Source organism: Bradyrhizobium iriomotense (assembly GCF_030160715.1).
Lineage (GTDB): Bacteria > Pseudomonadota > Alphaproteobacteria > Rhizobiales > Xanthobacteraceae > Bradyrhizobium > Bradyrhizobium iriomotense.
Window position 1 is genome coordinate 71,139 of sequence record NZ_BSOW01000027.1, and the last position, 25,937, is coordinate 97,075.

Annotated in this window: 16 protein-coding genes; 14 read left to right on the forward strand and 2 right to left on the reverse strand. The window is 59.3% G+C overall.

What is annotated here, in order from left to right:
* Positions 1–378 precede the first annotated feature (378 nt).
* Positions 379–2,151, forward strand: coding sequence for a sigma-54-dependent Fis family transcriptional regulator (locus tag QQL28_RS32040; protein WP_284271943.1), 1,773 nt, complete (start codon positions 379–381; stop codon positions 2,149–2,151).
* Positions 2,152–2,654: 503 nt separating this feature from the next.
* Here QQL28_RS32040 and QQL28_RS32045 read toward each other — a convergent pair.
* Positions 2,655–2,936, reverse strand: coding sequence for a helix-turn-helix domain-containing protein (locus QQL28_RS32045; RefSeq protein ID WP_284271946.1), 282 nt, complete (start codon positions 2,934–2,936; stop codon positions 2,655–2,657).
* Positions 2,937–3,038: 102 nt separating this feature from the next.
* Between QQL28_RS32045 and QQL28_RS32050 the strand changes: the two genes are divergently transcribed.
* The 3 genes from QQL28_RS32050 (at position 3,039) to QQL28_RS32060 (ending at position 4,248) form a co-directional block, all read left to right on the forward strand.
* Positions 3,039–3,317, forward strand: coding sequence for a DUF2285 domain-containing protein (locus QQL28_RS32050; RefSeq protein ID WP_284271949.1), 279 nt, complete (start codon positions 3,039–3,041; stop codon positions 3,315–3,317).
* A gap of 219 nt (positions 3,318–3,536) precedes the next feature.
* Positions 3,537–3,668 carry a transcriptional regulator domain-containing protein gene (locus QQL28_RS32055; protein ID WP_284272039.1) on the forward strand — a complete coding sequence of 44 codons (132 nt, stop codon included), beginning with the start codon at positions 3,537–3,539 and terminating at the stop codon, positions 3,666–3,668.
* 49 nt (positions 3,669–3,717) lie between these two features.
* A complete protein-coding gene (locus tag QQL28_RS32060) occupies positions 3,718–4,248 on the forward strand; it encodes a DUF2285 domain-containing protein (protein WP_284271951.1) in 531 nt (176 codons plus the stop codon).
* A 505-nt stretch (positions 4,249–4,753) separates the two neighbouring features.
* Here the strand turns inward: QQL28_RS32060 and noeE are convergent.
* On the reverse strand, positions 4,754–5,950 hold the full coding sequence (noeE, locus tag QQL28_RS32065) for a nodulation protein NoeE (RefSeq protein WP_284271955.1): 1,197 nt from the start codon (positions 5,948–5,950) through the stop codon (positions 4,754–4,756).
* Between the two features lie 1,219 nt (positions 5,951–7,169).
* On the opposite strand from noeE, the gene QQL28_RS32070 reads away from it, so the two are divergent.
* The 10 genes from QQL28_RS32070 (at position 7,170) to QQL28_RS32115 (ending at position 25,788) form a co-directional block, all read left to right on the forward strand.
* On the forward strand, positions 7,170–7,448 hold the full coding sequence (locus QQL28_RS32070) for a helix-turn-helix transcriptional regulator (RefSeq protein ID WP_284271957.1): 279 nt from the start codon (positions 7,170–7,172) through the stop codon (positions 7,446–7,448).
* Between the two features lie 3 nt (positions 7,449–7,451).
* On the forward strand, positions 7,452–8,354 hold the full coding sequence (locus tag QQL28_RS32075) for a replication initiator protein A (RefSeq protein WP_284271960.1): 903 nt from the start codon (positions 7,452–7,454) through the stop codon (positions 8,352–8,354).
* Between the two features lie 331 nt (positions 8,355–8,685).
* Positions 8,686–9,150 carry a DUF2840 domain-containing protein gene (locus tag QQL28_RS32080; protein ID WP_284271962.1) on the forward strand — a complete coding sequence of 155 codons (465 nt, stop codon included), beginning with the start codon at positions 8,686–8,688 and terminating at the stop codon, positions 9,148–9,150.
* Positions 9,150–9,656, forward strand: coding sequence for a S26 family signal peptidase (locus QQL28_RS32085; RefSeq protein ID WP_284271964.1), 507 nt, complete (start codon positions 9,150–9,152; stop codon positions 9,654–9,656). The genes QQL28_RS32080 and QQL28_RS32085 overlap by 1 nt, the downstream gene beginning before the upstream one ends.
* 191 nt (positions 9,657–9,847) lie before the next feature.
* Positions 9,848–10,570 carry a lytic transglycosylase domain-containing protein gene (locus QQL28_RS32090; protein WP_284271966.1) on the forward strand — a complete coding sequence of 241 codons (723 nt, stop codon included), beginning with the start codon at positions 9,848–9,850 and terminating at the stop codon, positions 10,568–10,570.
* A gap of 233 nt (positions 10,571–10,803) precedes the next feature.
* A complete protein-coding gene (locus tag QQL28_RS32095) occupies positions 10,804–12,555 on the forward strand; it encodes a relaxase/mobilization nuclease domain-containing protein (protein ID WP_284271968.1) in 1,752 nt (583 codons plus the stop codon).
* A gap of 261 nt (positions 12,556–12,816) precedes the next feature.
* Positions 12,817–14,823 (forward strand): conjugal transfer protein TraG, encoded by a 2,007-nt coding sequence (locus QQL28_RS32100; protein WP_284271970.1) that lies wholly within the window; start codon positions 12,817–12,819, stop codon positions 14,821–14,823.
* 9 nt (positions 14,824–14,832) lie between these two features.
* Positions 14,833–15,270 carry a CopG family transcriptional regulator gene (locus tag QQL28_RS32105; RefSeq protein ID WP_284271972.1) on the forward strand — a complete coding sequence of 146 codons (438 nt, stop codon included), beginning with the start codon at positions 14,833–14,835 and terminating at the stop codon, positions 15,268–15,270.
* 444 nt (positions 15,271–15,714) lie between these two features.
* Positions 15,715–16,032, forward strand: a complete 318-nt coding sequence (locus tag QQL28_RS45975) for a hypothetical protein (protein WP_348522535.1) — start codon at positions 15,715–15,717, stop codon at positions 16,030–16,032.
* Between the two features lie 1,869 nt (positions 16,033–17,901).
* A complete protein-coding gene (locus tag QQL28_RS32115; RefSeq protein ID WP_284271975.1) occupies positions 17,902–25,788 on the forward strand; it encodes a shikimate kinase in 7,887 nt (2,628 codons plus the stop codon).
* The last annotated feature ends 149 nt before the right edge of the window (positions 25,789–25,937 follow it).

Below are 25,937 nucleotides of genomic sequence, written 5' to 3' on the forward strand. Positions count from 1 at the left end.
GGCTGTCGTTGCAGATCCGCACGGCGCGATGCCTGCGGCATGGGGGAGGGAAACAGTCGCAAGAGCGCACGTCGGCGATGCGTCGTCGTGACCCGGACGCAGATGAGCACCATCCGTGGTGCTCGGGACTGCGGGGCCAGCCCTCTTGTTTTCGTTGTCCTCCCTTAATCCGGGGGAATAGCAAGGCCGGTGCCACGCGGGTTCTGATCACCGGCGAAGGCTCTGGATGTGAATAATTATCAAATTATTTCAAATAGATGAGGTCGATGACGAGCCGACGAGGGCGCATCGCGGCCCGCGCCCTCGCTCAAATCACTTTGTGAAATCGTGAAAACCCTCTAAGCTCGATTTCATGATTTAGTGAAATCGAAGGCCGGCATGCCCGACAAGGAGTCCCTGATTTCGCTCGCCGAGGCGTCGCGCCGCTCGGCGCAAATTCTCAGTCGCGGCGCGAGCAGCGAGCTTCACACCAGCGCTCCGCCGACCTTCGATGACCTCGCGGAGTCCCTGCATTTCGCGCTTGGCGATGGTCGCATCTGGCTCAACGACCAGCGCATGGTGTTGATGCAATCGCAGGTGCTGGGACGTCTGCGCGCCGAGATCATCGACGCCTTCGGCATGGAGACTGCCAAGGCGATCTTCATGCGCGTCGGCTACATGCAGGGCGCGCGCGATGCCGCGCTGATCCAGAAGCGCTTTCCGCATGAAGACCTGACGCACGCGCTGGCCGCCGGACCGCGGGTGCACACGCTGGAAGGCTTCGTCAAGGTCACGACGCGGCACTTCGAGTTCGACCGCGACAAGGGCACCTATTTCGGCGAGTTCTACTGGGACGATTCATCGGAAGCTGCCGAGCATGTTGCGAGCTACGGGCTTGCCACCGAGCCGGTGTGCTGGCTCCAAGTGGGTTATCCCTCCGGTTACACCACAGAGCTGTTCGGCAGGCCCGTTATCTTTCGCGAGGTCGAATGCGCTGCCATGGGCGCGCCGCGCTGCGTGATCATCGGTCAGCACGCCGACGCCTGGAGCGACGCGCCGGAGCGGCAATATTTTGGTCTGGAATGGAAGAGTCGCCCGCTTCACCTCGCGACCAAGCTCCCCGTTGCCAAACAGGCGGCGCTTGCGGAAGTCGATGCCAAGAGCGATGTCGCTGTTGGTGTGTCCGCGGCCTTCGTTCGCACGCGGCGCCAGCTCGAACGGGTCGCCGCCACCGATGCGACCGTGCTATTCGTCGGCGAGTCCGGCGTCGGCAAGGAGCTGTTCTCCAGTCAGTTGCACGCGATGAGCCGGCGCAGTGCCGGTCCCTTCGTCGCCATCAACTGCGCCGCGATCCCGGAGCAGCTCGTCGAATCCGAATTGTTCGGCGTCGAGAAAGGAGCCTTCACCGGCGCCATCGCTTCACGCGCGGGCTATTTCGAGCGCGCCTCGCGCGGCACGCTGTTCCTGGACGAGATCGCTTCGCTGACTTATTCGGCGCAGGGCAAAGTGTTGCGCGCGCTGCAGGAACGCAAGATCGAGCGCGTCGGCGGCATCAAGACCATCTCTCTCGATGTGCGAGTGGTCGCGGCGTCCAATGTCGATCTCAGGGCAGAAGTCGCGGCTGGCCGCTTCCGGCAGGATCTTTATTTCCGCCTCTGCGTGTTTCCGATCGCGATCCCGCCGCTGCGCGACCGGCGCGACGACATTCCGCTCCTGATGGCGCATTTCCTCAACGTCTACTGCGCGCGACATAGCCGGCGTCTCACCGGCTTCAGCCGGCGCGCAACCGATGCGCTGCTCAAGTACAATTATCCCGGCAACATCCGCGAATTGCAGAACCTGATCGAGCGCGGCGTGGTCTATGCCGACGATCGCGGTGTGATCGACCTCGGCCATCTCTTCAGCGGCTCCGAGCTGCTGCCACCGTTCTCGATCCAGCTCACGAGCGAGGGACGGCTCGGACGGGTGCCGCTCCACGCAGACGGTGCGCAGCCTGAGGCGCCTGCTGCGCCATCAGCCGATCCCGGCGCGTCCTTTGCGGATGTTGAACGTGCCACGTATGGGGCGGCTCTGGCGCGGGCCGGCGGCAACGTCTCGGCTGCCGCACGCGCGCTCAGGATCAGCCGAGCTCAACTCGACTATCGGCTTCGGCGGCTCGGTCTGAACCGATAGGTCGCGTTTAGGTCGATCGTTCTAAACGTTCTGACAATCGGAGATTGCAGACAGCAGACCGGACCGGATTGTAACAGCGCACGTGATCGGCCATGGGGGCAGGCGCCGAGCTTGTAAATCGGGCTAATAAGCTCGACGATCTCCTCATGCTCGATTTTGCGCGCGCATTCGCTCGCCGCGCCGGAGTTCTGCAGCGACTTTCCATGGCGTGGGAGCGAATTGCCATGGCCGATGAAGATCGATAGCGATACCCTATTGATAGGTCTGTTCTATGTATTTGACTCGTGGTCCAGCCTGACAACGAATGTCTCGCCTAAGCCGTTTCAGTCGATGGTTGAAGTGACGCTGCGAGTTTGCCTGACCCCCGCGAGGCACCAACGCTTTCGTGGAGGGGCGCGCCAACGACCTATTTCCGAGACTGCACCGTCCTACGACACTCCCGCAGCCATTCAAAGTTTCGGTCAAATTTCTATGTTTTCCGCGCGAATTTATGCGAGCAGTGCCTACTTCTTTTTGTGACGTGAACGTGTCGGCTTGCGACCTTTGCGCAATGTCTTTTGAGACGTCGCTCCTTTCGGCGGTTGAACAAAGAATTCAGATAAATGAACACCTAGCGTTTGAGCGATCCGATCGAGAAGATCAATTGTTGGGTTCTCCTTTTGCCGCTCAACGCCGCCCATGTATGAGCGGTCAATCCCCGCATCGTAAGCCAATTGCTCCTGCGGAATACCGAGACCCACACGGATCCTTCGTACATTCCAGGCCACAAGCGCACGAGCTTTCATGCGCTAAAGCAGCCATTAGGCAGACCACCAAACCACTGGCTATAGCCGCCCTATTGCGGTAAGTTCGTCAACGAAGATAGCGCACTCACCGCATGAGCCTACATGAAAAAACTGGCGTTAGATCCAGAGATCGCGGACGTCGTGCCGAATGAGTCGGTGCTGACGACGTACGACGAGCAGCATCTGGTGACGTATTGGCGCCTCCTCGATGCTGAGGCGGATGGCGCCGACTGGGAAGAAGTCGTGCGGATCGTGTTGCATCTTGATCCTGAATGCGAGCCCGTCCGCGCTCGCAATGCATACGACAGCCATTTGGCTCGCGCAAAATGGATAGCTGACCACGGCTACGGCCAGTTACTTCGCATTGGCGATCCCGAATAGCAAAAATCTATCGTCTGGGTTGCGCCCGATAAAATAATTTCTCTCGTTGATGGCGTGATCGAATATGTGCATCACGTGTGATGCACAATTAGGGACTTCCGCAACAACCCAGGGCTTTATAGACACCGCGCCGCAATTTTGTTTTGGCGGGAGATCACAGCAGTGTCTAAATTCGACTGGCGCTCACCTCAGTCGTATCAGAGCGTCACGGCCGGCGAGATGTCGGATTTCGCTTGGGAAAGCCTGCGTCGCAATCCCGAATATCAGGCTGACTACCGAGACACGCTCTCGAAAAACGGGCAAGTGACTCCTGAGTTTCGGAGGAGATGGGGCCTCTGCTTTCGCCCATGACCCGCAGAGGTCTTTTCACGAGCAGACCATCTTCTGGGCGCCAGAGGCTATGCCAGCAGTGCTACCGATCGTTGAAAGCGCGGCCGATTCGGACGGCGTTATCGCTCGGCTGCTTGCCGATCTTGCATCGAACAGCATCAGACGCGCAGATGATGGTTGGCATGCTGTATTGCGCATTGACGGAACCCAGCATCACTTGTGGCTGAAACAGGCGCCGCGGTTCGATGCCGCTTATGCAATCGAACTGCCGTTGGAGCACGCGGACTTCGAGATCCGCGCCCACGCCTCAAGTCAATTCTGGCGTGCAATCACGGGCCGTCTGCCAGCACCTCCGCTTCACCAAATATCGGCACAACAGCGTGAGCGATTGGCCTTGAGCCTGCGCGCCCTTGATGGGCACATGGACGGCGCCAGCTATCGTGCCATCGCAGAGGTGCTATTTGGCCAACGACGCATCTCTGAGCGGGCCTGGAAAACCCACGAGCTGCGAAGCCGAGTTATCCGCCTGGTTCAGGCCGGATTGGCGCTGATGCGCAGCGGCTATCGCGCATTGCTTCGTCCTTCATCTCGGAGGAAATAGAAAAAAGGTGTTGAAGATTGTTCGCCCACCTTTGAAGGTACTCCATCGCGCCGTCGTGACCGAGCTATGACATAAGTCTTGGGGAGCTCTGTAGAGATGTCGGCTGCCTGTCGCCACACCGGGTTCCTCTAACTTGAGTATGCGAACGTCTACTCTGACGCCACGGTGGCCAGTTTGGGGTTGTGTAAGGCTGCCGAGGTCAAGACTTCCGATGCTCGATGACGTTGCCGCTGCTGCGTTTCCCTGAATTTCGCGAGTGCAAGTATGGAAGGACGGCCTGTGCATGGCGCGGGCGCCCGGAGAACACCAAATTCTGACGAGAGGAGCTTAGCAATTGTTCTGATCTGTGCTGGATATCTCGGCCATCTATGCGTCAAATGCCGCAATTTGTCGTTCTCCGCTTTCATGTTGCTTGCGCATGAGGGCTGAAGCTGCGCCTCGAGTGGCTTCCGAAATCAAGAGGTCTGCTCAAGCGCACGAACTTGCCTCTCAACTTCATCACGCGTCACGAATGGCCTCCTGGCAGAGCGGCCCTCGAGGCCGTGAGCGCTTCAGTCAACTGCGCGGCAATTGAATTTGCGACCCGCAAATTCTCCTCCCTCTTGGATTCGGCCAGACGTTGCGCTTGCAGAAGTATCGAGGGGCCGAAAGCCAAGGGTAAGTTCTCTCCAGCTTGCTGGCCAATGCTGTTTAGCTCGGCGCCGCTAGCTGCAGTGTCAAATGACTCTCCTGTCTTGCTCTTGACGAAATCCCAGCAGCTTTGAAACAACTGGCGATAGCTTTCGGTGACCGCCGGGCCCTTATCTACAACGCCGGCTTGTTCTGCTAACCGAAGGTCCTGCTCATAGCCGAGCTCGATCAAAAGCTGGACCCCGACTAGATCGGTCACTACCTGCATTTCTTCGATGCTCAATTCGGTTTGCCAAATCTGGACTGAGCGATCGTCAATGTTTTTTTTCTCTAGGATCTTTCGATCTCCGAAAGTGCTGGACCGTAGATAGTCCGTTTGCTCCAACGGTGCCGATGACATCTCGGCCAGAGCGTAACCAAGGCCGGCAAGCACGCGCCGGATTTCCTCGTCAGGATGCGCCACGAGGAGTTCGTACTGCACCACCTGCGTGTGAGACCGACTGCGGTACGCCGCAAGCGCGGGCAGACCCAGGACGAGATCGGCAATAGAAGATGCGATCGCGGGCGTAGGCCGTCCCAAAACGATATCGGCGAGACACGCTGCGACCGCGGACGGAGAACTTGCCGACAGAAGCGGGACGCCCCACGTCGATTTCAGTGAAGCGGCAATGGCATAGGGATTGCGCATCAGAACAATTCGCGGCGCATCCGGATAGAGGGAATCCAAAAAATCGAGCAGCATCCAATAGCGCGGAGTCTTGTCTATCAGCGTGCGCTTGCCGGCGGCTGCCAAATACTGACCATAAACTGCATCGGCAAAAGCACGAGTGGCGCTCGTTCGATCTATTCGGTCTAGGAATTCCGAGTTTGCGGCCTGAACCAGTGACGCCCCGGCCGGATGACAGTGGTCGACCCGACCAAACGCCTCAAGTGCCAACATCAGCCAGGGCTCAGGCGGAGCCATAATAGCCGGGTGCCGTTGAAGCAAATGCGCCAGCAGCGTCGTCCCCGAGCGGGGAAGACCCAGAAGGAAGCACACTGCAGGCGAATTGTTTATGTCCTGGCTCATCATTCCACATTTCTATCTTGGACAGACAGAGCGACCGTCCGGAACCCTTCATCCGATCGAAAGAAGCAGCACCAGTAATGCGCTCGAGATGCGTTTCAACTGTGTCCATCTATCCAGGAGGGGGAGTTCATCCGGCGAGAAAGTCAGATGAAATAGATGGGATCAGGCCTTGATTCTTCTGCTCCGTGAGCCCTGCCTGAGTTCGGTCCGGCCCAAGCGCGCACACCCCATAAGGCGATACGTACGATCGTGCAGTGTTGCAGAGGGCAGATTTGCATGGCGTGTGGCATCCATTTGTACCCGGTCGTTAAGATAGCCTATGCAATGTTCCGAAACGATTCAGCTGCCACGAGTTCTATCCATTTGCAAAACCGCAGCACTGGAGCGGCAATCGGCAGCGACCTCTTCCTTGCGGAGCCGAAGCAGCCAAACGGTCGCCAAGTTGCAAGCAGCTGAGCAATATCGATACGGAGAGGTGAGGCAAACCTATACTTGTGTTTATCGAAAATAGCCGCTGACACGACCAAGAGGAATGTGCCGGATGGCACGATCAGGGGCACGTCGTCCTGCGAAGAAGGCGATTGCGTTGGGCTTGCGCCTCGGCCGATGCTCGCTGCAGATCCAAGGGAAGATGACAGCCCATCCCGATCGACCTTAAGTACTCCAAGCCGAGACTGTTTATCTCTCATTTCTAAAATCAGGAAAAATCAATAGTTTTGATGGCCCACATTCATCGAGTGGATAGATGTCTGTCTTCTGAAACAGCACGGCAAGTCCGTGCCACTATTTAGTCAAACTGCCGCTCGTTGCAGATTTCGAGATCGGCGCAGGCGCCCCTTACCGTCTGTGGCGCGCAATCAAGCCGTCAACCAAAACCTATCTTTCATTTTTCCTACATCGCGAAGGATTGACGTTGGTGGCGCGCCTTCGATGGTCAGATCGACGAGTTACCCGTCACTCCTCCAACTGTGATTCGGGCCGCGAACAATTCCGGCGCCCTCTAAACCCACAAAAGGCGTGGGACTATTATGCGCGACCCGTTTCGGCTGATGTGTGGGACCGACCAATGGTGCTCTGCTGTCATATGGGAAGGAACCGAGTAGGGGTGCCGAAAAATACACCTGTAACTTCGGCATCCCTCTAAGCGCTTCTACTCCGCCATGCTGCTCGTCGGCGCGCGATCAGACTCGCTCGCCCTCCAGACGAGCACGGAGCTTCTCGAATGTCCGATCCGACCGCCGGCTTGCCGCCGCGATACTTGCGCACCCCCGAAGCGGCGCGATTTCTCGGCCTATCCGGCCGAACTCTGGAAAAGCATCGCACCTATGGCACGGGGCCGACCTACCGCAAGCTCGGCGGTCGCGTTGTTTATGCGATCGACGACCTAAAAGCGTGGGTGGATCGCGGAGCCAAGAAATCGACCAGCGATCCAGGCATAGGCACGGTCCTGCCCGCAAAGCGCCACACACCAATTCCGTATGCGGGCAAGGAGCGGCGCTGACCCATGTCGGACAGCAAATCCTCTGACCATGGGCGACGTCATTCGGAGCGCGGTCAACTCGATCTCTTTCGCTCATTGCGTCGCGATCTGGCCCCGCGCGACGCGCAAGACTTGATGGCCTATCCGTTCTTCTCGCTGGCAAAATCGAAACGAGTTGTGCCGATCGACTTCCGCGCTGGGACAATCACGATTCGCGTGGAGGCTGTGCCGGAACACGGCATGGCGACGATTTGGGATGCGGACGTTCTGATCTGGGCCGCTTCGCAGATTGTCGAGGCTCGCGACGCCGGCCTGAAAACGTCCAGGTTGATGGCGGCCACCCCCTATGAGATCCTGACCTTTGCAGGCCGCGGCACCAGCGTGCGCGATTATGAGCGCCTCAAGGCTGCACTCGACCGCCTACAATCAACAACGGTCCTGACCTCGATCCGCCAGCCGACCGAGCGCCGACGGCATCGCTTCTCCTGGATCAATGAATGGCGCGAGACAGCCGATTTGCACGGCCGCGCCTACGGAATCGAGCTGATCTTGCCGGATTGGTTCTACACTGCTGTTCTGGATGAAGCGCTGGTGTTGACGATCGACCGCGCCTATTTCGATCTGACAGGCGGATTTGAGCGCTGGCTCTATCGCCTCGTGCGCAAACATGGCGGTCGTCAAGCAGGCGGCTGGAGCTTTGATTTCGTCCACCTTCATGCCAAGTCGGGCAGCCTATCCCCGCTCAAACACTTTGCCTACGACCTACGCCAAATTGTCCATCGTCAGACTCTGCCCGGATATCGGCTCGTCATCACGCGTGACAATGACGGTGCGGAGCGATTGAGCTTCGCGCCACTTCAGGTCCGTCCCAATGCTGAACGGCTGCAAAGGCGCGGGCGCATCTCTCAGTCGGGGGAAAACCTGTGAATTGCATCGTGCTATCAGGGCCCAGAACTTTCGTGCCATCGGGGACCGGACCTTCGTGCTATCGGGGACGTAGATTACTGCTAACCTTCTGCTGTGCAGTCGCTTTTCGCGCCCGTAACTCTGCTAACCTGGAATCCTTCGGATCCTTTCTAACAAGTCAGAGCCATTTGTCTGCGATGAGCCAGGTGACGGTCGCAGGGCTTTCCGAGCGACGCCTTACGACGGTTCACCACAACGGTTTCGCCGCTGCCATCCTCGTTGTTGGCCTATTCCGAAAAATAACCGCGGCTAAGCGCGGCCTAAAGACGTCTCCAAACAAAGGAGCCGTCGGATGAGCGATCTCACAACAGTTGAACTCTTGTGGCTTAAAGGGCGGATCGAGAATCGCATTCGCTTCGGTCGGCCCATATCGGAGAAGATCATTGACCGACACCGGCGCGTTCTTTCATTTGCGACCGGAAGCATTTTCGCTTTCGTGCGCTGGACATCCAATGATTTTGGAACCGTGCTGTCCCGCATCGACATTTTGCGCGCCGCCTCGTCTCGGCAGCGATACTCAACGATCCCCTGGGTCATTCCTGGCGGAGAGAGCCTGCTGCGATTGTCAGGATGGGCAAAAGTCGAGCGGGCACTGCAATTGATTGATGCAGTGGAGGCACTTGGGATCAATCCCGCCGATGCTGCGCCGGATTACTGGCATCATGTTCATAACCGTCTTTCGGTCAGCGAAACCCCGCGAACCTACACTCAAGCGCGCCATCAGGCCTGGCTACGCCGTCGAAAGCGAGGGCTCTGATGAGACGGCTGACGATTGTTCTGGCGATCTGCGGATCGATAACTCTCTTGCTGTCGTCCGACAGAGAGGCGACGCCATCATACATCTGGAACTCTTCGGACAGCGTCCCGATCGGCCTTTATCGTCTACAGCCAGCCGGGCAATTGACTGTCACTGAGCTTGTGGCAGTTCGGCCGCCCGAGCCACTTGCCAGCTTCCTGGACTTGAATGGGTATCTGCCGATCGGTGTTCCCATGCTCAAGCGCGTCCTGGCGTTGCCAGGACAAACCGTTTGCAGAAATGGCCGCACCATCTCCGTCGATAGCATCGAAATGGGACTGGCGCGGGAGCGCGATGCACGCGGCCGGCCACTGCCGGTATGGCTCGGATGCCGCCTCATAGCGTCAGGTGAAGTTTTTCTCATGAACTGGCAGTCGGCCGACTCGTTCGATGGGCGTTACTTCGGGCCAATTCCAGCATCGGCGGTCATCGGACGAGCCCTGCCGGTTTGGACAGAGGGAGACTGATCTTGCTCCGCCCACTTCATGGATATGTAGTTTCGCTGGTCGATGGATCACAACACTCCTGCTCCGTCTCGGCCAGATTTCTGAAAATCATCGCGCTTCTCGGTGCCTGTCACCGAGGGCCTCACGCTGAGCGGCCGGACCTGCAACCCACAGCGTGCTCGAGCGCAAGTACCTGCGCTTTAATTCATGCAATGGCAGTCTGGCTGATGGGAGTCGTGCTGGCTCTTCAGTTGCCGTCGAACGCCTTGGCGGAGGCGCCAATACTGGCGCTCGGCGCGCGCTCTCTGAGCTCTCCGCATACCGATTTATACGCTGCCTTCTTGATTGAAGCTTCTCGACGATTTGCACTTCCGGAGCACTGGATTCGTGCCATGCTGCAAGTCGAGAGCAGCGGCAATGTGGGCGCCGTTTCCTCCCGGGGCGCGTTGGGCCTCATGCAAATCATGCCACAGACTTGGGTCGAGCTAAGGACTCGCTACGATCTCGGTGTCGATCCCTTTGACCTCCACGACAACATTCTTGCAGGCACGGCCTACCTTCGCGAGATGCTCGACCGATTTGGATCTGAGGGCTTTCTCGCAGCTTACAACGCCGGTCCAAAGCGCTACGAGGCATATCTTGCAACGGGGCGACCACTCCCTCAGGAAACAGAAATCTACGTTGCCAGGCTCGTACGTTTGATCGGCACCAAACAGCACGAGCACGCGACTTTGGCCATCCGAGAAACCGTTCCAAAGCGGCAGGCAGCATTATTCGTCGACCGCTCCGACCGCTCGCGGGTTAGTGCCAGATCGACATCCGCTCTGGGTTTCATGAATAGCCCAAAAGGCTTTCCAACCATTGGCGGGCTCGCGCTCGTACCTGGCACGAGCAGGCTGTTTGTGCAGCGATCAACCGAAGCGAAGTTCCAATGATCCCAATCGCATTTCGTCGCGCGTTGTCGCGAGTTGGAGAGTGCTGGGAAAGGTGCAGGACTAACCGACCGCGGATGGCAAGGGAAAAGGCCGGCCGTCGGTCCGGCCGTTGTGGTTGGTTGGATTGGACAATTTAGCAGCGGCGCAACTGCTCCTGCCAGCCATTCAGCAAATTACTCCAACGAAATCAACTGTTATTGCGCCACCTCAACGGCACGGAGCCTTTTTGCGCCATGACAATGCGCGACGATGACCTGCGCGTCCGGCCTGGGCGCATTGACCACGGCAACCGTGGTGCGAGGCGGCCGCAAACATTCGTCGGACAGGTCATGCGTGCCGCTAAGAGGGCAGGACACGTTGGCAACAGCTTCCAAACAGGTTCGGACCGCGGCCGCTCGAGCTTTGGCCGCGGCCGGCGTGCGGCAATCTCGATCCGCTTGCGCTCGAACGCCCGGCGTGTGGTCACGAAAGCGCGCGTCGTACGCCATCGGGGAACGCGATTCCGCTCTGCGCCACTGGCCAAGCACGTCGCCTATCTTAAACGTGAGGGCGTTACACGGGATGGCCGGGATGCCGCGATGTTTGACGCGAGCTCTGATGCAGTCGACGAGCGGGGCTTCGCCAAGCGCTGCGAGGGCGACCGTCACCATTTCCGGTTCATTATCTCGCCTGAGGACGGCGCGGCGCTAGGTGATCTAAAGGCATTTACGCGCGAGCTACTGCGCGATGTCGAAAAAGATCTCGCGACCAAGCTCGATTGGATTGCGGTCGATCACTGGAATACGGACAACCCGCATGTCCATCTCCTGATACGTGGCCGTGCCGATGACGGACAAGACCTCGTGATCAGCCGCGAGTACATCAGCCGCGGTCTTCGCGATCGCGCGGCCGACCGCGTTACACTTGAGCTTGGACCCAGGAGCGAACGGGAAGTTCGCACCAGCCTTGAGCGGGAGGTCGAGGCTGAGCGCTGGACCAGCCTTGACCGAGCGCTGCGCGACATCTGCGACGACTGCGCCGGCGTGGCGGATCTCAGGCCCGGACGCAAGGGTGAGGATCCAGAGCTGCGCCGGCTGCTGCTCGGCAGGGCGGCCAAGCTCAAACGCCTCGGCCTCGCCGAACCTACAGGGCCCGCCTGCTGGAATTTGAAACCGGGGCTCGAGCAGACCCTTCGCCAGCTCGGCACGCGCGGCGACATCATCAAAACCATGCATCGAGCAATGGGTGCCGAGGGCCGGGAGGCGGACATCGCCACCTTCGCCCTGCACGGAGCAGACCCCACAGATCCCGTCCTTGGCCGTCTGGTTCAACGTGGTCTGGACGATGAGTTGAAGGGCACCGCTTATGCGATCGTCGCGGGCATCGATGGTCGAGCTCATCATCTAAGGTTCGACGATCTTGAATTTACGAGCGATGCGCCAGCCGGCGCTATCGTCGAGCTGCGCGCCTACACAGATGGAAACGGACAACGTCGCATGTCACTCGCCGTTCGCTCGGACCTGTCGATCGAGGAGCAGGTGACCGCGAGGGGCGCTACCTGGCTCGACCGCCAGCTTCTCGCCAAAAATCCGCCGCTCAGCGGGCGCGGGTTCGGCGCCGAGGTCCGGTCCGCAATGGATGCGCGCCTCGATCACCTCGTTGGCCAAGGTCTTGTTCACCGCAACGGACAGCGCATCGTGTTTGCACGCGACTTGCTAGCGACCTTGCAGCAGCGCGAGCTGCACGCAGCGACAGCCAAGCTTTCTGCCGTCACAGGACTTGCATATCGGCCCTCAACTGAGGGCGATGATGTGATCGGAATCTACCGTCAGCGCGTGACGCTTGCCTCGGGGCGTTTCGTCATGATCGACGATGGGCTCGGCTTTGAGTTGGTGCCTTGGCGGCCAGCTTTGGAACAGCATCTCGGAAAGGAACTATCTGGCATTATGACCCCTGGCGGCAGAGTCGAATGGAAGCTGGTCCGCAAGCGAGGGTTGGGGCTATAGCGTGATGCCGCGTGCCCCATCGGATCAACCGGCAAGTGTTGCTCGGGGACAGCTTGGAGAATCAGCAGCCGAGGCCGCTGCCATGCAGTTCTGCCCACAATAGCGAGGAGAAACTGCATCGGAGAACGATGCGAATGGTCGGCGGATCGCTGCAGAGCTCCAGGTCCAAGTTCATTCTGCCCACGCGAACGCCGCCATTTCTACGCTCGCGCAAATTTAGAATTGTGGATCAACGCTGGCAGGGTTTCATGAACGCTTGCCATGTCTACGACGAAGGTCCTTTGGGGCCAAATCATTGTTGTCCTTGCCATTGTGCTCGTGACGACCTGGGCGGCGACCCAGTGGGTCGCTTGGAAACTCGGATTCCAGCCGCAACTCGGGCAACCCTGGTTTGAGCTCGGATATGGCAATCCCGTGTACCTGCCGCCCGCGTTTTTCTGGTGGTGGTATGCCTACGACGCCTATGCCCCAATGATATTCACTGAGGGGGCTTGCATCGCAGCATCGGGTGGCATCATTTCGATCATAGTCGCATTTGCTATGTCGATCTGGAGAGCCCAAGAGGCGAAGACGGCCGCAACCTACGGCTCTGCGCGTTGGGCGCTTCCTTTCGAACTTCGATCAGCGCAGCTTACTGGACCGGATGGTGTCATCCTCGGGCGGTTCGAGCGCAACTATCTTCGACATAACGGGCCCGAGCACGTACTCTGCTTTGCGCCGACGCGATCAGGCAAGGGCGTCGGCCTAGTCGTTCCTACCCTTCTGACCTGGGCGGGTAGCTGCATCGTCCACGACATCAAGGGCGAGAACTGGACTCTGACTTCTGGTTTTCGCTCTTCGCATGGAAGGGTGCTGCTATTCGATCCGACGAACCGAAACTCCGCGGCTTATAACCCACTGCTCGAGGTCCGTCGGGGCGAATGGGAGGTTCGGGATGTCCAGAACATCGCGGACGTCCTGGTGGATCCCGAAGGAGCACTAGAACGACGCAGTCACTGGGAAAAGACAAGCCACTCGCTTCTGGTCGGCGGCATCCTGCACGTGCTTTACGCCGAGCCCGACAAGACATTGGCGGGCGTCGCCAACTTCCTTTCCGATCCCAAGCGGCCCATCGAGGCGACGCTGCGCGCGATGATGACAACGCCGCACCTTGGCGATGTCGGTCCGCATCCCGTCATTGCGTCCGCAGCGCGCGAGCTCCTGAATAAGAGCGAAAACGAGCGTTCCGGAGTACTGTCGACCGCGATGTCCTTTCTCGGGCTGTACCGCGATCCGGTGGTGGCGCGGGTCACGCGATGCAGCGATTGGCGTATTCGCGACCTCGTGGAGGCGAGGCGACCGACAACGCTCTATCTCGTTGTGCCGCCCTCAGATATCAGCCGAACCAAGCCGCTGGTGCGGTTGATCCTCAACCAGATCGGACGCCGCCTCACAGAAGATCTCCGCGCCGAGGCACGCCGGCATCGCGTTCTGTTGATGCTCGACGAGTTCCCCGCTTTGGGCCGGCTCGACTTTTTCGAATCGGCGCTGGCGTTCATGGCGGGTTATGGCCTCAAGAGCTTCTTGATCGCCCAATCCCTAAACCAGGTCGAAAAGGCCTACGGCCCGAACAATTCCATTCTCGATAACTGTCATGTCCGCGTCGCGTTTGCGACGAATGACGAGCGAACTGCAAGACGGGTCTCGGAGGCTCTCGGAATGGCAACCGAACTGCGCGCTATGAAAAATTATGCTGGTCACAGGTTGAGCCCCTGGCTGGGGCACCTGATGGTGTCCAGGCAGGAAACGGCACGACCCCTGCTGACACCCGGTGAGGTCATGCAGTTGCCATCGGACGATGAATTAGTATTGGTCTCGGGCTGCCCGCCAATCCGAGCCAAGAAGGCACGCTACTACCAAGATCCACGACTGCGTGAACGCGTACTTCCTCCGGCTCGGTCCGGTAACAGTGAAGTTGCCATCCAATCGTCGCACGACGACTGGAGCAGGCTGCCTTTGCCTAGCGCTTTAGGAACCAAACAGGAGCGGTCTACAGAGAAGCAGCACAGTACTTCCAGCAGCGATCCCGCCAATGGCGGCATTCGGCGTGAACCGGAGCTCGGCGAGCATGAAGAGGTGGAGATCGACCGCAGCCCGGAAAGGGCAGAGTTCGAGTTTGCCGATGAGGAAGGTGACGATGAGGTTCAGCGCGCCGGCGTTCTTCGCAAACAGGCTTCAAGTCTTGCGCGTCAGGCCGCAATGGATCCGGCCGACGGTCTAGATCTCTGAGCTGAGGACATGCGAACCAAGCATACCTTTCGTCTGCCGCCGGATCTCGCTATTCAGCTCGCTGACTATGCCAGCCGCAGGCGGGTGGCTCAGGCGCTGATTGTGGAGACGGCGCTTTCCACGTTCTTGTCGCCCGACAATTCGGAGCGAATGGAGGCGGCGCTCAGCCGGCGATTGGACCGGCTGACCCGCCAACTCGAGCGGCTTGAACGCCACGTCACGATTTCGAACGAAGCGCTAGCCCTGTTCGTCCGGTTTTGGCTGACAGCGACTCCGCCTTTACCTGACACGGCGCAACCAGCAGCCCAGGCGAAAGGACGCGAGCGCTACGATTCATTTGTAGAAGCATTGGGCCGACGCCTGGCAAAGGGACACAGCCTGGCGAAGGAGGTTAGCTCGGACGTAGAGCCACGTGTTGAAGGGCCGGAGAAGTCCGATCCCGTGTAAGCGCGCGGGCCCCTCTTTTCCAACTGCGTAAATTCTAGCTGCGTAGATATTGTGTAGGAGGATTTGCGGTGGCGCCCGAGCGCCATCAAGTTTTCGTTACAGCTCAACCTTGCGCACGTCTCTCAGCCGTTCTGTACCGACAACGACGGAGGTCAGCATGAGTCCACACAACAGCAGATCGAAGGAGCTTGAATCGGACCTTGCGTCAAGTTGTACATTCTTGCGAAGACATGTCCGCGAAAGCATCGGCAAATGAAGCAACCGTTTCTCATTATTGTACTATGTTCTGCTTTCGGGTTGCTCGGGCTGACTGGGGGGGCGCTCGCGGACTCAATCCGACGCTACGACTGCACCATAGACGGAACCGATCGAGAGCCGGTAGGTGATCGAAATGGGCACGTCATTGTCAGCCTTCAATATACCTGCCGCATTGCGGACGGGCTGTTGAAGGACGCAGGAATCACGTCGATATCGGTCAGTGAATGGGACAGTGAGAAAGGGAGGTACTTAGCTTCTCTCGACGTTCATCGTGCCCTCGAAGGATATGCGGTCGGTCAGCTCTTGGAGGGGGACGGCTCCTCGGTCATGGAGAACAACAGGGCCGCCGGTATCGCAGCTAGGGGTAAGACGGTGTTCAAATTCGCATCCGGCTCGTTGGCGGATCTCTCCGGAAAGACCGTGAAATTCACGACCAAACCCGTCGGCTCTCGTCGATTCGAGATGGAGTTCTCAGATTGGCCTGAAGCCGCTCAACCAAAGTGACTCGGGTCGCGGCTCCCGTCACCTCATTTGCGTTGTGGCCGGTTGACTCTCTGGAATCGGTCAAGCCGCATGGTCAATCTGAAATCGTGGCTCGAGCATCTATATTTGTTGCTGTGGTTGGCTGTGGGAATCTGGGCAAGCTTTGATGACCCCGCGAAAGGGCTGTCGCGTCCTAGAAAAAGACCGAAGACATCAAACTGGACGGCATCGCCAAGCGTCGCTTCTTGGGAATCTAGAGTGTGTTTCTCGAAAGCGTTTTTGGCTCAGTGATTGATGCGCTCTATCGGTCGCTCGTTCGTAAGGGGCATGCAATTGAAGACTCTGCGTGCTCGCCAGTTGCGGATCCGACGATCCATTCAATCAGCTTTGTCAGATAAGACGAGGACAAGCAGCCGAGCCGGCGCGTGGCTATCGCGCTCGTGAGGGCAGCCAGCACAGTTTCCGCTACATTGGAGATGGATTATGAGGCCCATAGACGAGCGCGGCAAATCGCCCATTTCGGAATTTGGTGCCAACGAAAGTCGAGGCGCTGAGGGTTCTAGCACTGGCCCGGCTTCTGGCCGGGGTGAAGAGGGCCGATCATTCAATTCTGTTGTGGAGCGGATGCGCTCTGAGCCTCAGGATTCAGATGCTGCATACTCTCGCGTCACGCCGCGCGCCAATGCGGGCCGGCTTGCCGGTCCTCCCGCCGGCCCACATCGACTCCTTAGAGCCGCGCTGCAGGGCTCAATGGGTGGGAGCCGTCGTCGTTTCCGCTCCTTGCCGGAATCCGGCTCATCGCGATTTGATGGGGAGCTGCGGCGCGACGATTCAGAGGCTGAAAGCTCACTAGCACGCTCGCAGACGTCGCGCCCAGCTAGCGGACCGGAAGGGGAACGCGTCCATGATGTACCCATCCAGACGGTCCAAGGCCGAGGCCCGCAGCGACCTTATAGACGTGACGGTGGGGGACAAAGTCGAGATGCAGGCCCGTTGCGTGGCGAGGAGTCCTGGCGCGCCGATCGAGAGGCTGGAAGCTCGCACGCGGGCAGACGCCCGCCGGATGCGCAATCCGTGTCTGAGGGGAGTGGCAGACCAGGAAGGCGGCACGTCGCCAATGCGCCGACGCAGCCGATCCAGCGTGAAGGTTCGGAACGATGCGATCGTACTTATGATGGCGCAGCAAATCGGGAAGCACGCCCGTCGCGTTCTGATGGCGGTCGGTGGCGTGCCCACCGAACGGCTGAGAGCTCGCAAAGAGGCGAGCTCTCAGCGAATACTCAATCCGCGTCCGAGAGTGACAGGCCAGGAAGCTGGCGCGTCGGCGGTGTTCCTGCGCAGCCAACCCAGGCTGAGAGCTCGGAGCGAGTCCATCGAACTCATGTTGGCGCGCCCAATCTGGAAGCTGACGCGTCGCGTTCAGATGGCGGCCGGCGGCGCGCCGATCGAGCGGTCGAACGCTCGCAAACAGGCGGGCTGGCCCCGTATAGCCAATCCGTCTCTGGCTTGAGTGGCGCACCAGGAAGGCCGCACATCGACCATGCAACCACGCAGAACGTCCAAGGTGCAATACCGGAAAGACATTCTAGACGATCGGATGAACTGAATACTGCGCTAAGAGAAATCGCCAGCGCTCGCGACATCGGCACATTCTCACGTGAAGTGGTACGTTACAGCAAGCTGCTACGGAGGCAGGATCTTTCAGAGTTCCTTCAAATCGCGGCTGCTCGTTTCGACGTTCGATTTTTGCCGCAGTTGGAAGAAAATATCCGCTCGTCTTGGGGGTACGCCACGACATGCAACGCGGTGAGCCGCGAAGCCGGAGGTGAGGCCGGCATGAACGCTTGCCGGGCCTTAGCAGTCCGGGTGTCGCGTCTTGACAAGACGCTTATGAAGCAAATGAATCCCAGTGCCCTCTCGCTCTTCGCATCATCGTTCGGTCGGAATCCCTCAGCGGTGGAATGCCGCGCGGCAATCATCAACATCGCCGAATTTTGCTGCGATGAAAGCTTTGCGGTTCAGGAACTGCAAAATCAAAGTCTGGCATTGCTGGTCAACGGCTTCAGTAAATGTCCAGACGAGGAGAGCTGTGGCCAAGCCACAGAAGTGATCGCCCGGGAGGTTTGTGAAGCCCGCCTGTCTGAATACATTCCGCAGAACCTGGCGAACCTGGTGAACGGCTTTAGCAAGTGGCCTGAACAGGCACACTGCTCCCAAGCCGCGGTCTTGCTTGCTGGCGAACTTAGCCGCCGCGCCGCTCGTAGGGACGGGCTATTCGATTTTAATCAGCAGGGTCTAGCCAACCTGGTGAACGGGTTCGGCAAGTGGCCGGATGACCGCTGCGGCGAGGCTATTGCTGCGATCGCCAAGGAGATCGTCGCACGCCCCGATCAACTTCCTGAATTTACTTCACAGGGACTGGCTAACCTGGTGAATGGTTTCAGCAAGTGGCCGGAACAGGAGCACGCCCGCCGAGCCACAGCCGCGATCGGCGACGAGGTATTTCGCCGCGCCCAAAACAACGAGCTCCGTGGTTTTGTCTCGCAGGATCTTGCAAATCTGGTGAACGGGTTCAGCAAGTGGTCAAACGAGGCGGGATGCCGCAGGGGTACCGTCGAAATTGCGGCCCAATTCTGCCGCCGCGCCGCGCGCGACGCTGGGCTCTCTGATTTTATTCCGCAGCACTTGGCGAACCTGGTGAACGGCTTCAGCAAGTGGCCGGAAGAGGCAAATTCTAGTCGAGCCGCGGGCTTCATCGGCGCCGCACTCTGTCAACGCGCCACCCGCGCCGACGGGCTCTTTGATTTTACTCCTCAGCACTTGGCGAACCTGGTGAACGGGTTCACCAAATGGCCGGACGACACGGGTTGCAACGAAGCGACCCTTGCGATTGCCGACGAGGTTGTTCACGCCGAGGCAAGCCGGCTCTCGAGTCTTACTCCACAGCTCCTTGCCAACCTGGTAAGCGGTTTCAGTAGCAGGCCCGAGGAAATCTGTCGCCGAGCTACCGCAAAAATGGCGGGTGAGATCCTGTCCCGCGCGGACCGTGACGGCCAGTTTCCTGCTTTTGGTCCGCTAGGCCTGGCAAGCTTGGTGAACGGCTTCAGCAAATGGCCGGAACAATGTCGCGACGTTACAGTCGCGATCGCCAACGAGATCCTCGCGCGCAAAGAAGATCTTTCTGCTTTTGATCCGCAGGGACTTTCGAATCTGGTGAGCGGTTTCAGCAAGTGGCCGAAAGAGACGATTTGTCGCGAGACCACAGTCGCGATCGCCAACGAGATCGCCGCACGCAACGAAGGGCTCTCTGATTTTGATCCGCAGGGACTGGCGAGCCTGGCCGACGGGTTCATCAAGTGGCCAGACGAAGGCGGGTCTGGTTCGGCAAAAATCGCGATCGCCAAGGAGGTTATTGCACGCGCCGATCTACTCCCTGATTTTACTCCGTCGGAAGTGACGAACTTGTTCAATGCGTTCAGCAACTGGCCGGAGATGGAGGACTGCCTCAAAGCGGCAGGCTTGATCGCGACCGAATTCTGCCGCCGTGCCGCCCGCGATGACAAACTGCCTGATTTTACTCCACACCACTTGGCACTCCTGGCCAATGCTTTCGGCAAGTGGCCAAAGGGAGAACTGAACTGCCGCCAAGCCGCAGTCGCAATCGCCGATGCCGTCCTTGGCCGTGCGGACGAACTTTCGGTATTTACTCAACGACACTTAGCGGCGGTGGTGAACGGCTTCAGCAAATGGCCGGAAGAGGATGCCTGTTTGCAAGCTGCAGGTTTGATCGCTGTTGAACTGCGCCGCCGCGCCATCAGCGATGGCGGACTTCCTGACTTTAACCCGCAGCAATTAACGAGCCTGGTAAACGGCTTCAGCAAGTGGCCGGAAGAGCAGGACACAGGCCAAGCTATAATTGCCGCCGCAAGTGAGCTCGTCCGCCGCGGCGCCGAAGGGCTCTTCCATTTCAATGACCGGCAGTTGGCAATCCTGATGAATGGCTTGAGCAAACGGCCAACAGCAGAGGCCTGTCTGCAAGCTGCAGGCTTGATCGCCACCGAACTCTGCGGCCGGGCCACGCGACTGCCGGAGTTTACCGAGCAGGGTCTGGCGGTCCTGGTGAACGGATTCAGCAAGTGGCCGGAAGAAGAGCCCTCTCGCCTTGGCACAGTCGAGATCGCGCGTGAGATCCATCGTCGGGCTGACCGCCTCTCTGTTTTCTCCAGCCAGGGATTGGCAAACCTGGTCAACGGTTTTAGCAAGTGGCCGGGGGAGGGCGACACGCAACGGGCTGCGCTCGCGATCGCCGATGAGATCTATCGCCGCACCGACCAACTCTCTGTTTTTACGGGACAAGAGCTGGCGAACCTAGTGAGCGGTTTCAGCAAGTGGCCGCAAGAGGATTCCGCTCTCCAGGGCACGATCGCGATCGCCAGCGAAGTCCTTCGGCGCACACCGTCTGATTTTACTCAACAGGAGCTGGCTAATCTGGTGAACGGCTTCAGCAAGTGGCCGGGAGAGGAGTCGGCTCTCCAGGGCACAATTGCGATCGCCAGTGAAGTTCTTTGGCGCCAACCGTCTGGTTTTACTCAGCAGGAACTGGCGAACCTGGTGAATGGCTTCAGCAAATGGCCGCAAGAGGAGTCCTCTCGCCTGGGCACAATCGCTATCGCAGGCGAGGTCCATCGCCGCGCTGATAGTCTCTCTGCTTTGACTAGCCAGGGACTGGCAAACCTGACGAACGGCTTCGGCAAGTGGCGGGACGAGGACACCCGCCGGGCCACAGTCGCGATTGCCGGTGAGGTCTGCCGCCGCAGCGACCAACTCTCCGCTTTTACTCGGCAGGAGCTGGCAAATCTAGTGAACGGTTTCAGCAAGTGGACGGAAGATGCGAACACGGGCCAAGCCACAGTCGCGATCGCCCGAGAGGTCCGTCGCGGTAGCGATCAACTCTTTCGGTTTACTCAGCAGGAGCTGGCGAATCTGGTGAACGGCTTCAGCAAGTGGCCGGAAAAGGAGGACGCGCGCCAGGCCACAGTAGCGATTGCAAGTGAGCTCGTTGACGGCGACCGGCTCTCTCACGCCGATAATCAAGCTCTGTCGACGCTGGTGAACGGCTTTAGCAAGTGGTCGGAAGATATGGACATTTGCCAAACCGCTGTCGTGATTGCGCGTGAGGTCTGTCGCCGCCCGCTCCCCGATTTCACGCCGCTGCAATTGGCATACCTGGTGAATGGCTTCAGCAAGTGGCCAGAAGAAGCGGCGTGCCGCCGGGCGGTAGTGGACATCGCGCGTGGACTGGGCCGGGGAGGCCAACGATTCGGTGCCTTTACGACGCCTCAGTTCAGCATGATCGCCAATGCCCTGGGGCGAAGTATCACGAGAGGGGAAGATGCAGGGGAGATCATAGAGACCGCTCTGCTGAAGGATCGCTTACATCAGCTGGCCCATCACCTGCACTATGCCAATGATCGGGTGGCGCACAGCGATGTGCTGACCATTGCCAGCATTTTCAAGGCACTGGCGAAGGCCCGGCTGATCGAGGATCTTGGTTTACTCGCACCGACCGGGTTAGATCGGCTCAACCAATTGCTTCGTGCCCCTGAATTTGCCGCTGAGAATAACCTCGAAACCATGGGCAATCTTTGTGCCGCTCTGGTGCCGCTGGCGCGCAGCCCGCACCTGCGCTGGCACCGGAGACAGGCGCTCTACTTGCTGAACGACCTCCAACCCGTTGTGGAGCAAAAGATCAAGGCACATTTCAACGCAAGCAAGGCCGAGCAAATCCGTGGGCCGCTCGCCAGTCGCGCTCCCGCCCTCTCGATCTATCAGGTGCTCAAAGCTCGCGCGATCTTAGCGAACATGTTCAAGCGCCCTGACGTCGAGGGCAAGAAGTCCGATTTGCGGATGAGGCAGCACGAGCTGCAGGACGGGACTAGAAAGATCCTCGACAGGACGCGCGACCTCATCCAAGGCGATCTTTCCAACATGAGCTGGAACCTGATCGCGCAGATCGAGGCGGATAGTCCGGTCGATGCGTTGGACACATTCGTCGAGCAGAATGCGGCAACGATTCAGGCCAAATATCAGGCGGCCGTATTCGATGTCCACGAGGTCTTGCGAGCCATGGATCACGAGCCCAGGCCCCCACAGGGCGAAGCGGGTCTGATGCGGTTGCCAGTGGTGGACATGCAGGGGCGGCTACTACCCACGGAGCCCGAGACACGATATTCGATTTTTCACAGGCTGACCTCGGGAGCGATAGAGGTGGTGGCGGTGCAGCTGCCAGCAAAGCCGAGCGCTTTCATGCTGGCGCGTACGCTCACGTATAAGGGTGTGCCATATCGCATGGACCTGTTCGGCGGCAGCAAGTTGAAGGCACCAAAACGGACCGTGTTGGAAATCGCCACCCATGCTCCAGGTGAACCGGCCGCAGCGTCTTCGGGGGGAAAGCTGCTCGCCATTCCCTATGCCGAAACCGCTCCGGGCACGTCGTTCGAGAAGCTGTTGCGCGCCTGGGCGCCGTTCAAAGAGGCCTATTGGTATACTCAGCGTAGGGGGTTTGCGGCGCCACCAGCCCTGAAGGATCTAGGCCCTCACGACTACGCGCTGGAGGGCGCCTTCCGGCTGTTGCTGGCGCCGGACCGCCCGACCAACGAGGCGCATCCCTTCAAACTGACTGGACCGGAAGGCCCGATTGCTTTGCGACCGCACGACGGCTGTGGCTTCATCAAGGCCTCGCTCGCCGAGCTAATGCCAGCTATTCGCCGGGCTGGCCCCCAGGAAGGCCCCGATCGGATGCCGGCCTTTGGTGAGGCAAGGAGATCGTCCGTGCCTGCCTCGGCGCTGCAACATTATCCGCGCAACGAGCGGGTGGCGGACGAGGCCCGCGAGAAGACCAAGACTTGGCTTGACAGCAGAGGAGAGGGAAGCCTGATAGGCGAGCAGCTGTTTCGCATGGTGACGGCAGGCCACATCGATGGTCCCGGTGCGGTTGCCGTTCCGTCCAGTGATAATGACCTCCATGTGCCGAAGCGCAAGAGCGAGACGTTGACGGGAACGGGAGGCGTGCTGATCGGGCGATCTCCCTATGACAAGCCCAACCTGCGCCCGCTCGCCGCCGAACGAGTCAAGTCGGCAGCTGATGAGGATCCGACTGCGGCATTCCTCGATCGATGCGTGGCCATGCAATACAGTTTCAGTGTCGCCCAGAAATCGCGGGAGGAGCTGGCGGCCCACGATCCCAGTTTCTTTGCCAAAGGCATCTTGATCGTGGTGCCGGATGAGATGTGGCCGGCCGACTACGCCGACCGTGGGCTCGTGATGTCGGCCGAGGACGTCAAGTGCCATTCGAGCTGGACCGAGCGTAAGGACCGCGCCAGGGTAGACACGCCGGTCGACTGCGTCGGCATCCTGCAGGCGACTGAGGTGTTTGCTCCGGGGTCGTTGGTTGCCGTCCCGACTGACGAGCAGAAAAATCTCGACGGCGACTTCGACGGGGATACCGTCGTTATTATCGGCGACCGGCCGCAGCTTTATGAGCATGTTCGCCAGTTTGACGAGAAGGAGCAAGCTCGCGGAGTTCGTTCGCTCAAGCCGCCGAAATCGTATACCCCGGCGATCGAGGGCAACAATTACCAATTCGGTCGTGCCAACCAGATTCTCGCGGCGACGCGGGATGCTTTGGAAATTTACAGCGGCCTGCAGCGCAGCTTTCTGGCGCAGTCCCATCAAGCACGACGCTGGTTTGCCGAGCGTGCCGTGTTTGGAACTTACGAGGGCGTTCACCACGAGCTACGCCGCGACATCCGTCAGCTACTGAATCAGGAACAGGTGAGTAGCCAGGATATAGAGGCCAAGCTCGACAGAGCGAGGCGCGAGATCAAGGTCGCAGACCATCCTGTGGCCCACGAGTTTTCCGAGTTGCTCGTCACCGACCTCCAGGCGTGGGCAGAAAGCACGGATGAGCAGGTGCTGCCCGAAACAGCCGAAAGCGTTAGCGACACCAAACTGACGGTAAGCCCAGCGCTGACGGAGCTTTTCCCAAACCTAGCGGAGGCTTATCCGGCAGCCATTCACCCACGCGACCGCATCCAGGCCCTGCTCGACCACTATCCTGCGCGCATCGATCCGCGTCCGGATGGGTACATTGCGGATGACCTCGTGCAGAGCGCAAGCAACCTCCTGAGCCTCGGTATCAAGGTCGGAACGGACGCCTTTAAATCCGACACGAGCGTCGAGCTTTTTATGAAGAAAAGCCAAGGACTCCAGCGGCTGCTGCAACAGACGCCGGGCGTGAAGCCTGTGCCCTATGTCAAGAGCATGGCGGCAACCCTCAACCACGGCAGGTTCAATGTCGACACGACCTTGGAGGATCTGAAGGCCAATCCCACATTGGCGGCTTCAATCATGGAAGCCTCGATTAAGCTAGCTGCGGAGAAAGGGATTCTACCTGGTCCCTTTGGCCGACAGCCAGCCGAGGAATCTGCCGTCACTTCAACGCTAACCCGCGAGCAGGCTTCAGAGCGCGCCCAAATTGAGGCCGCCCGCGCCGCGGCCGAAGAGAAGGAGATCACTGCAGCGGTGCTACAGGTTGCCGAAAACCTCCGGCAAACGGGCGTCGATGTGAAAATGCCCCATCTCGAGAATCGGTTGAGATCGGAGAACTCGCTCAGAGATCAACTGATGGAGATGAATGATGCTTCCGAAGGCGACTCACAGCTAATCAGCAATGCCGTTCGCCACGTCTTCGAAGTTCCCGATAAGGACTTTGGGCGTGCCTTCCGGCAAGCCATACTGGCGTTTGAGGAGCAAGGCTACGCCGAAATCAGCACAACCAACTGGTTCAGGATGAGCGCTCCGACGTTTGTTGGCATGAAGACCGTGCTCGCCACGCCGGATGGCTACCGCTTCGAAACGGAATTCCATACGCCGGGCAGCTACCAGGCCAAAATTGCCAATCACGACACGTATAAGGAGCTGCAGCGACGGCGCAGAAGCGATGCACCGGATCCCAGTAAGATGGAGCAACTCGCGCAGCGCGTGCGAGAGGTCTGCAAAGAAGTTGCGATACCCGAAGGTGTCGGAAACATTTCACACTGGTCAATCGAAGGGATGCGCGCCGGTGGCGTCGGCGCGGCCTTCGGCTTACGATCTGCCGAACAGTCAAGGACGCTCAAACCTAATGCAAAGGAGGTTGTCGCGGCTCTTGACGGGCGGCCGATCGTGCTCGTCGGCATGCCCGGTTCAGGAAAATCCACCATTGGCCCCTATCTTGCGCGACGACTGGGGCTGCCCTTCATCGATTCCGACAAAAAAATCGAGGCGACGGCTCGCGTGTCGATAACGAACCTTTTTGAGACCAAAGGAGAGCAGCATTTCAGGGACCTCGAGGCGAGGTCGATCGCGCGGTTTCTCGAGAGGGGGCCGGTGGTGCTGGCAACCGGTGGCGGCGCGTTCATGCGTGAGGAGACGCGGCGCCACGTCGCCGAGAAGGCGGTCTCGATCTGGCTCAATACCGACCTAGGCGAGATCAGGAAACGCCTTAGTCGTGACACCACCCGGCCGCTGTTGCAGACCGCGAACCGGCAGGACAAGATCGCGCAGCTGGTCCGCGAGCGCGCGCCATTCTATCAGCTTGCCGATCTCACGATTGTCCCCGGCCAAAAACGTGACAACAAGAACGCAGATCAATGTGTGGCCGCATTGCATGCTCACCTTTGCGGCGAGGGGGACGCGGACCGGACACCGGCCAATGTCATGGGAGCTGCACCGTGACACTCGCCGCTCACAACGCTTCCATGACCGATCTCGCGCCGAGCCATCGTGCTGAACGGTCCCTTTGCTTCGCGCGCACACCACGCGATCCTCCCCGAGGCAGCTACGGTTGAGTTCGCTACGAGACGTGTTTTCGATCGGTAAAACGC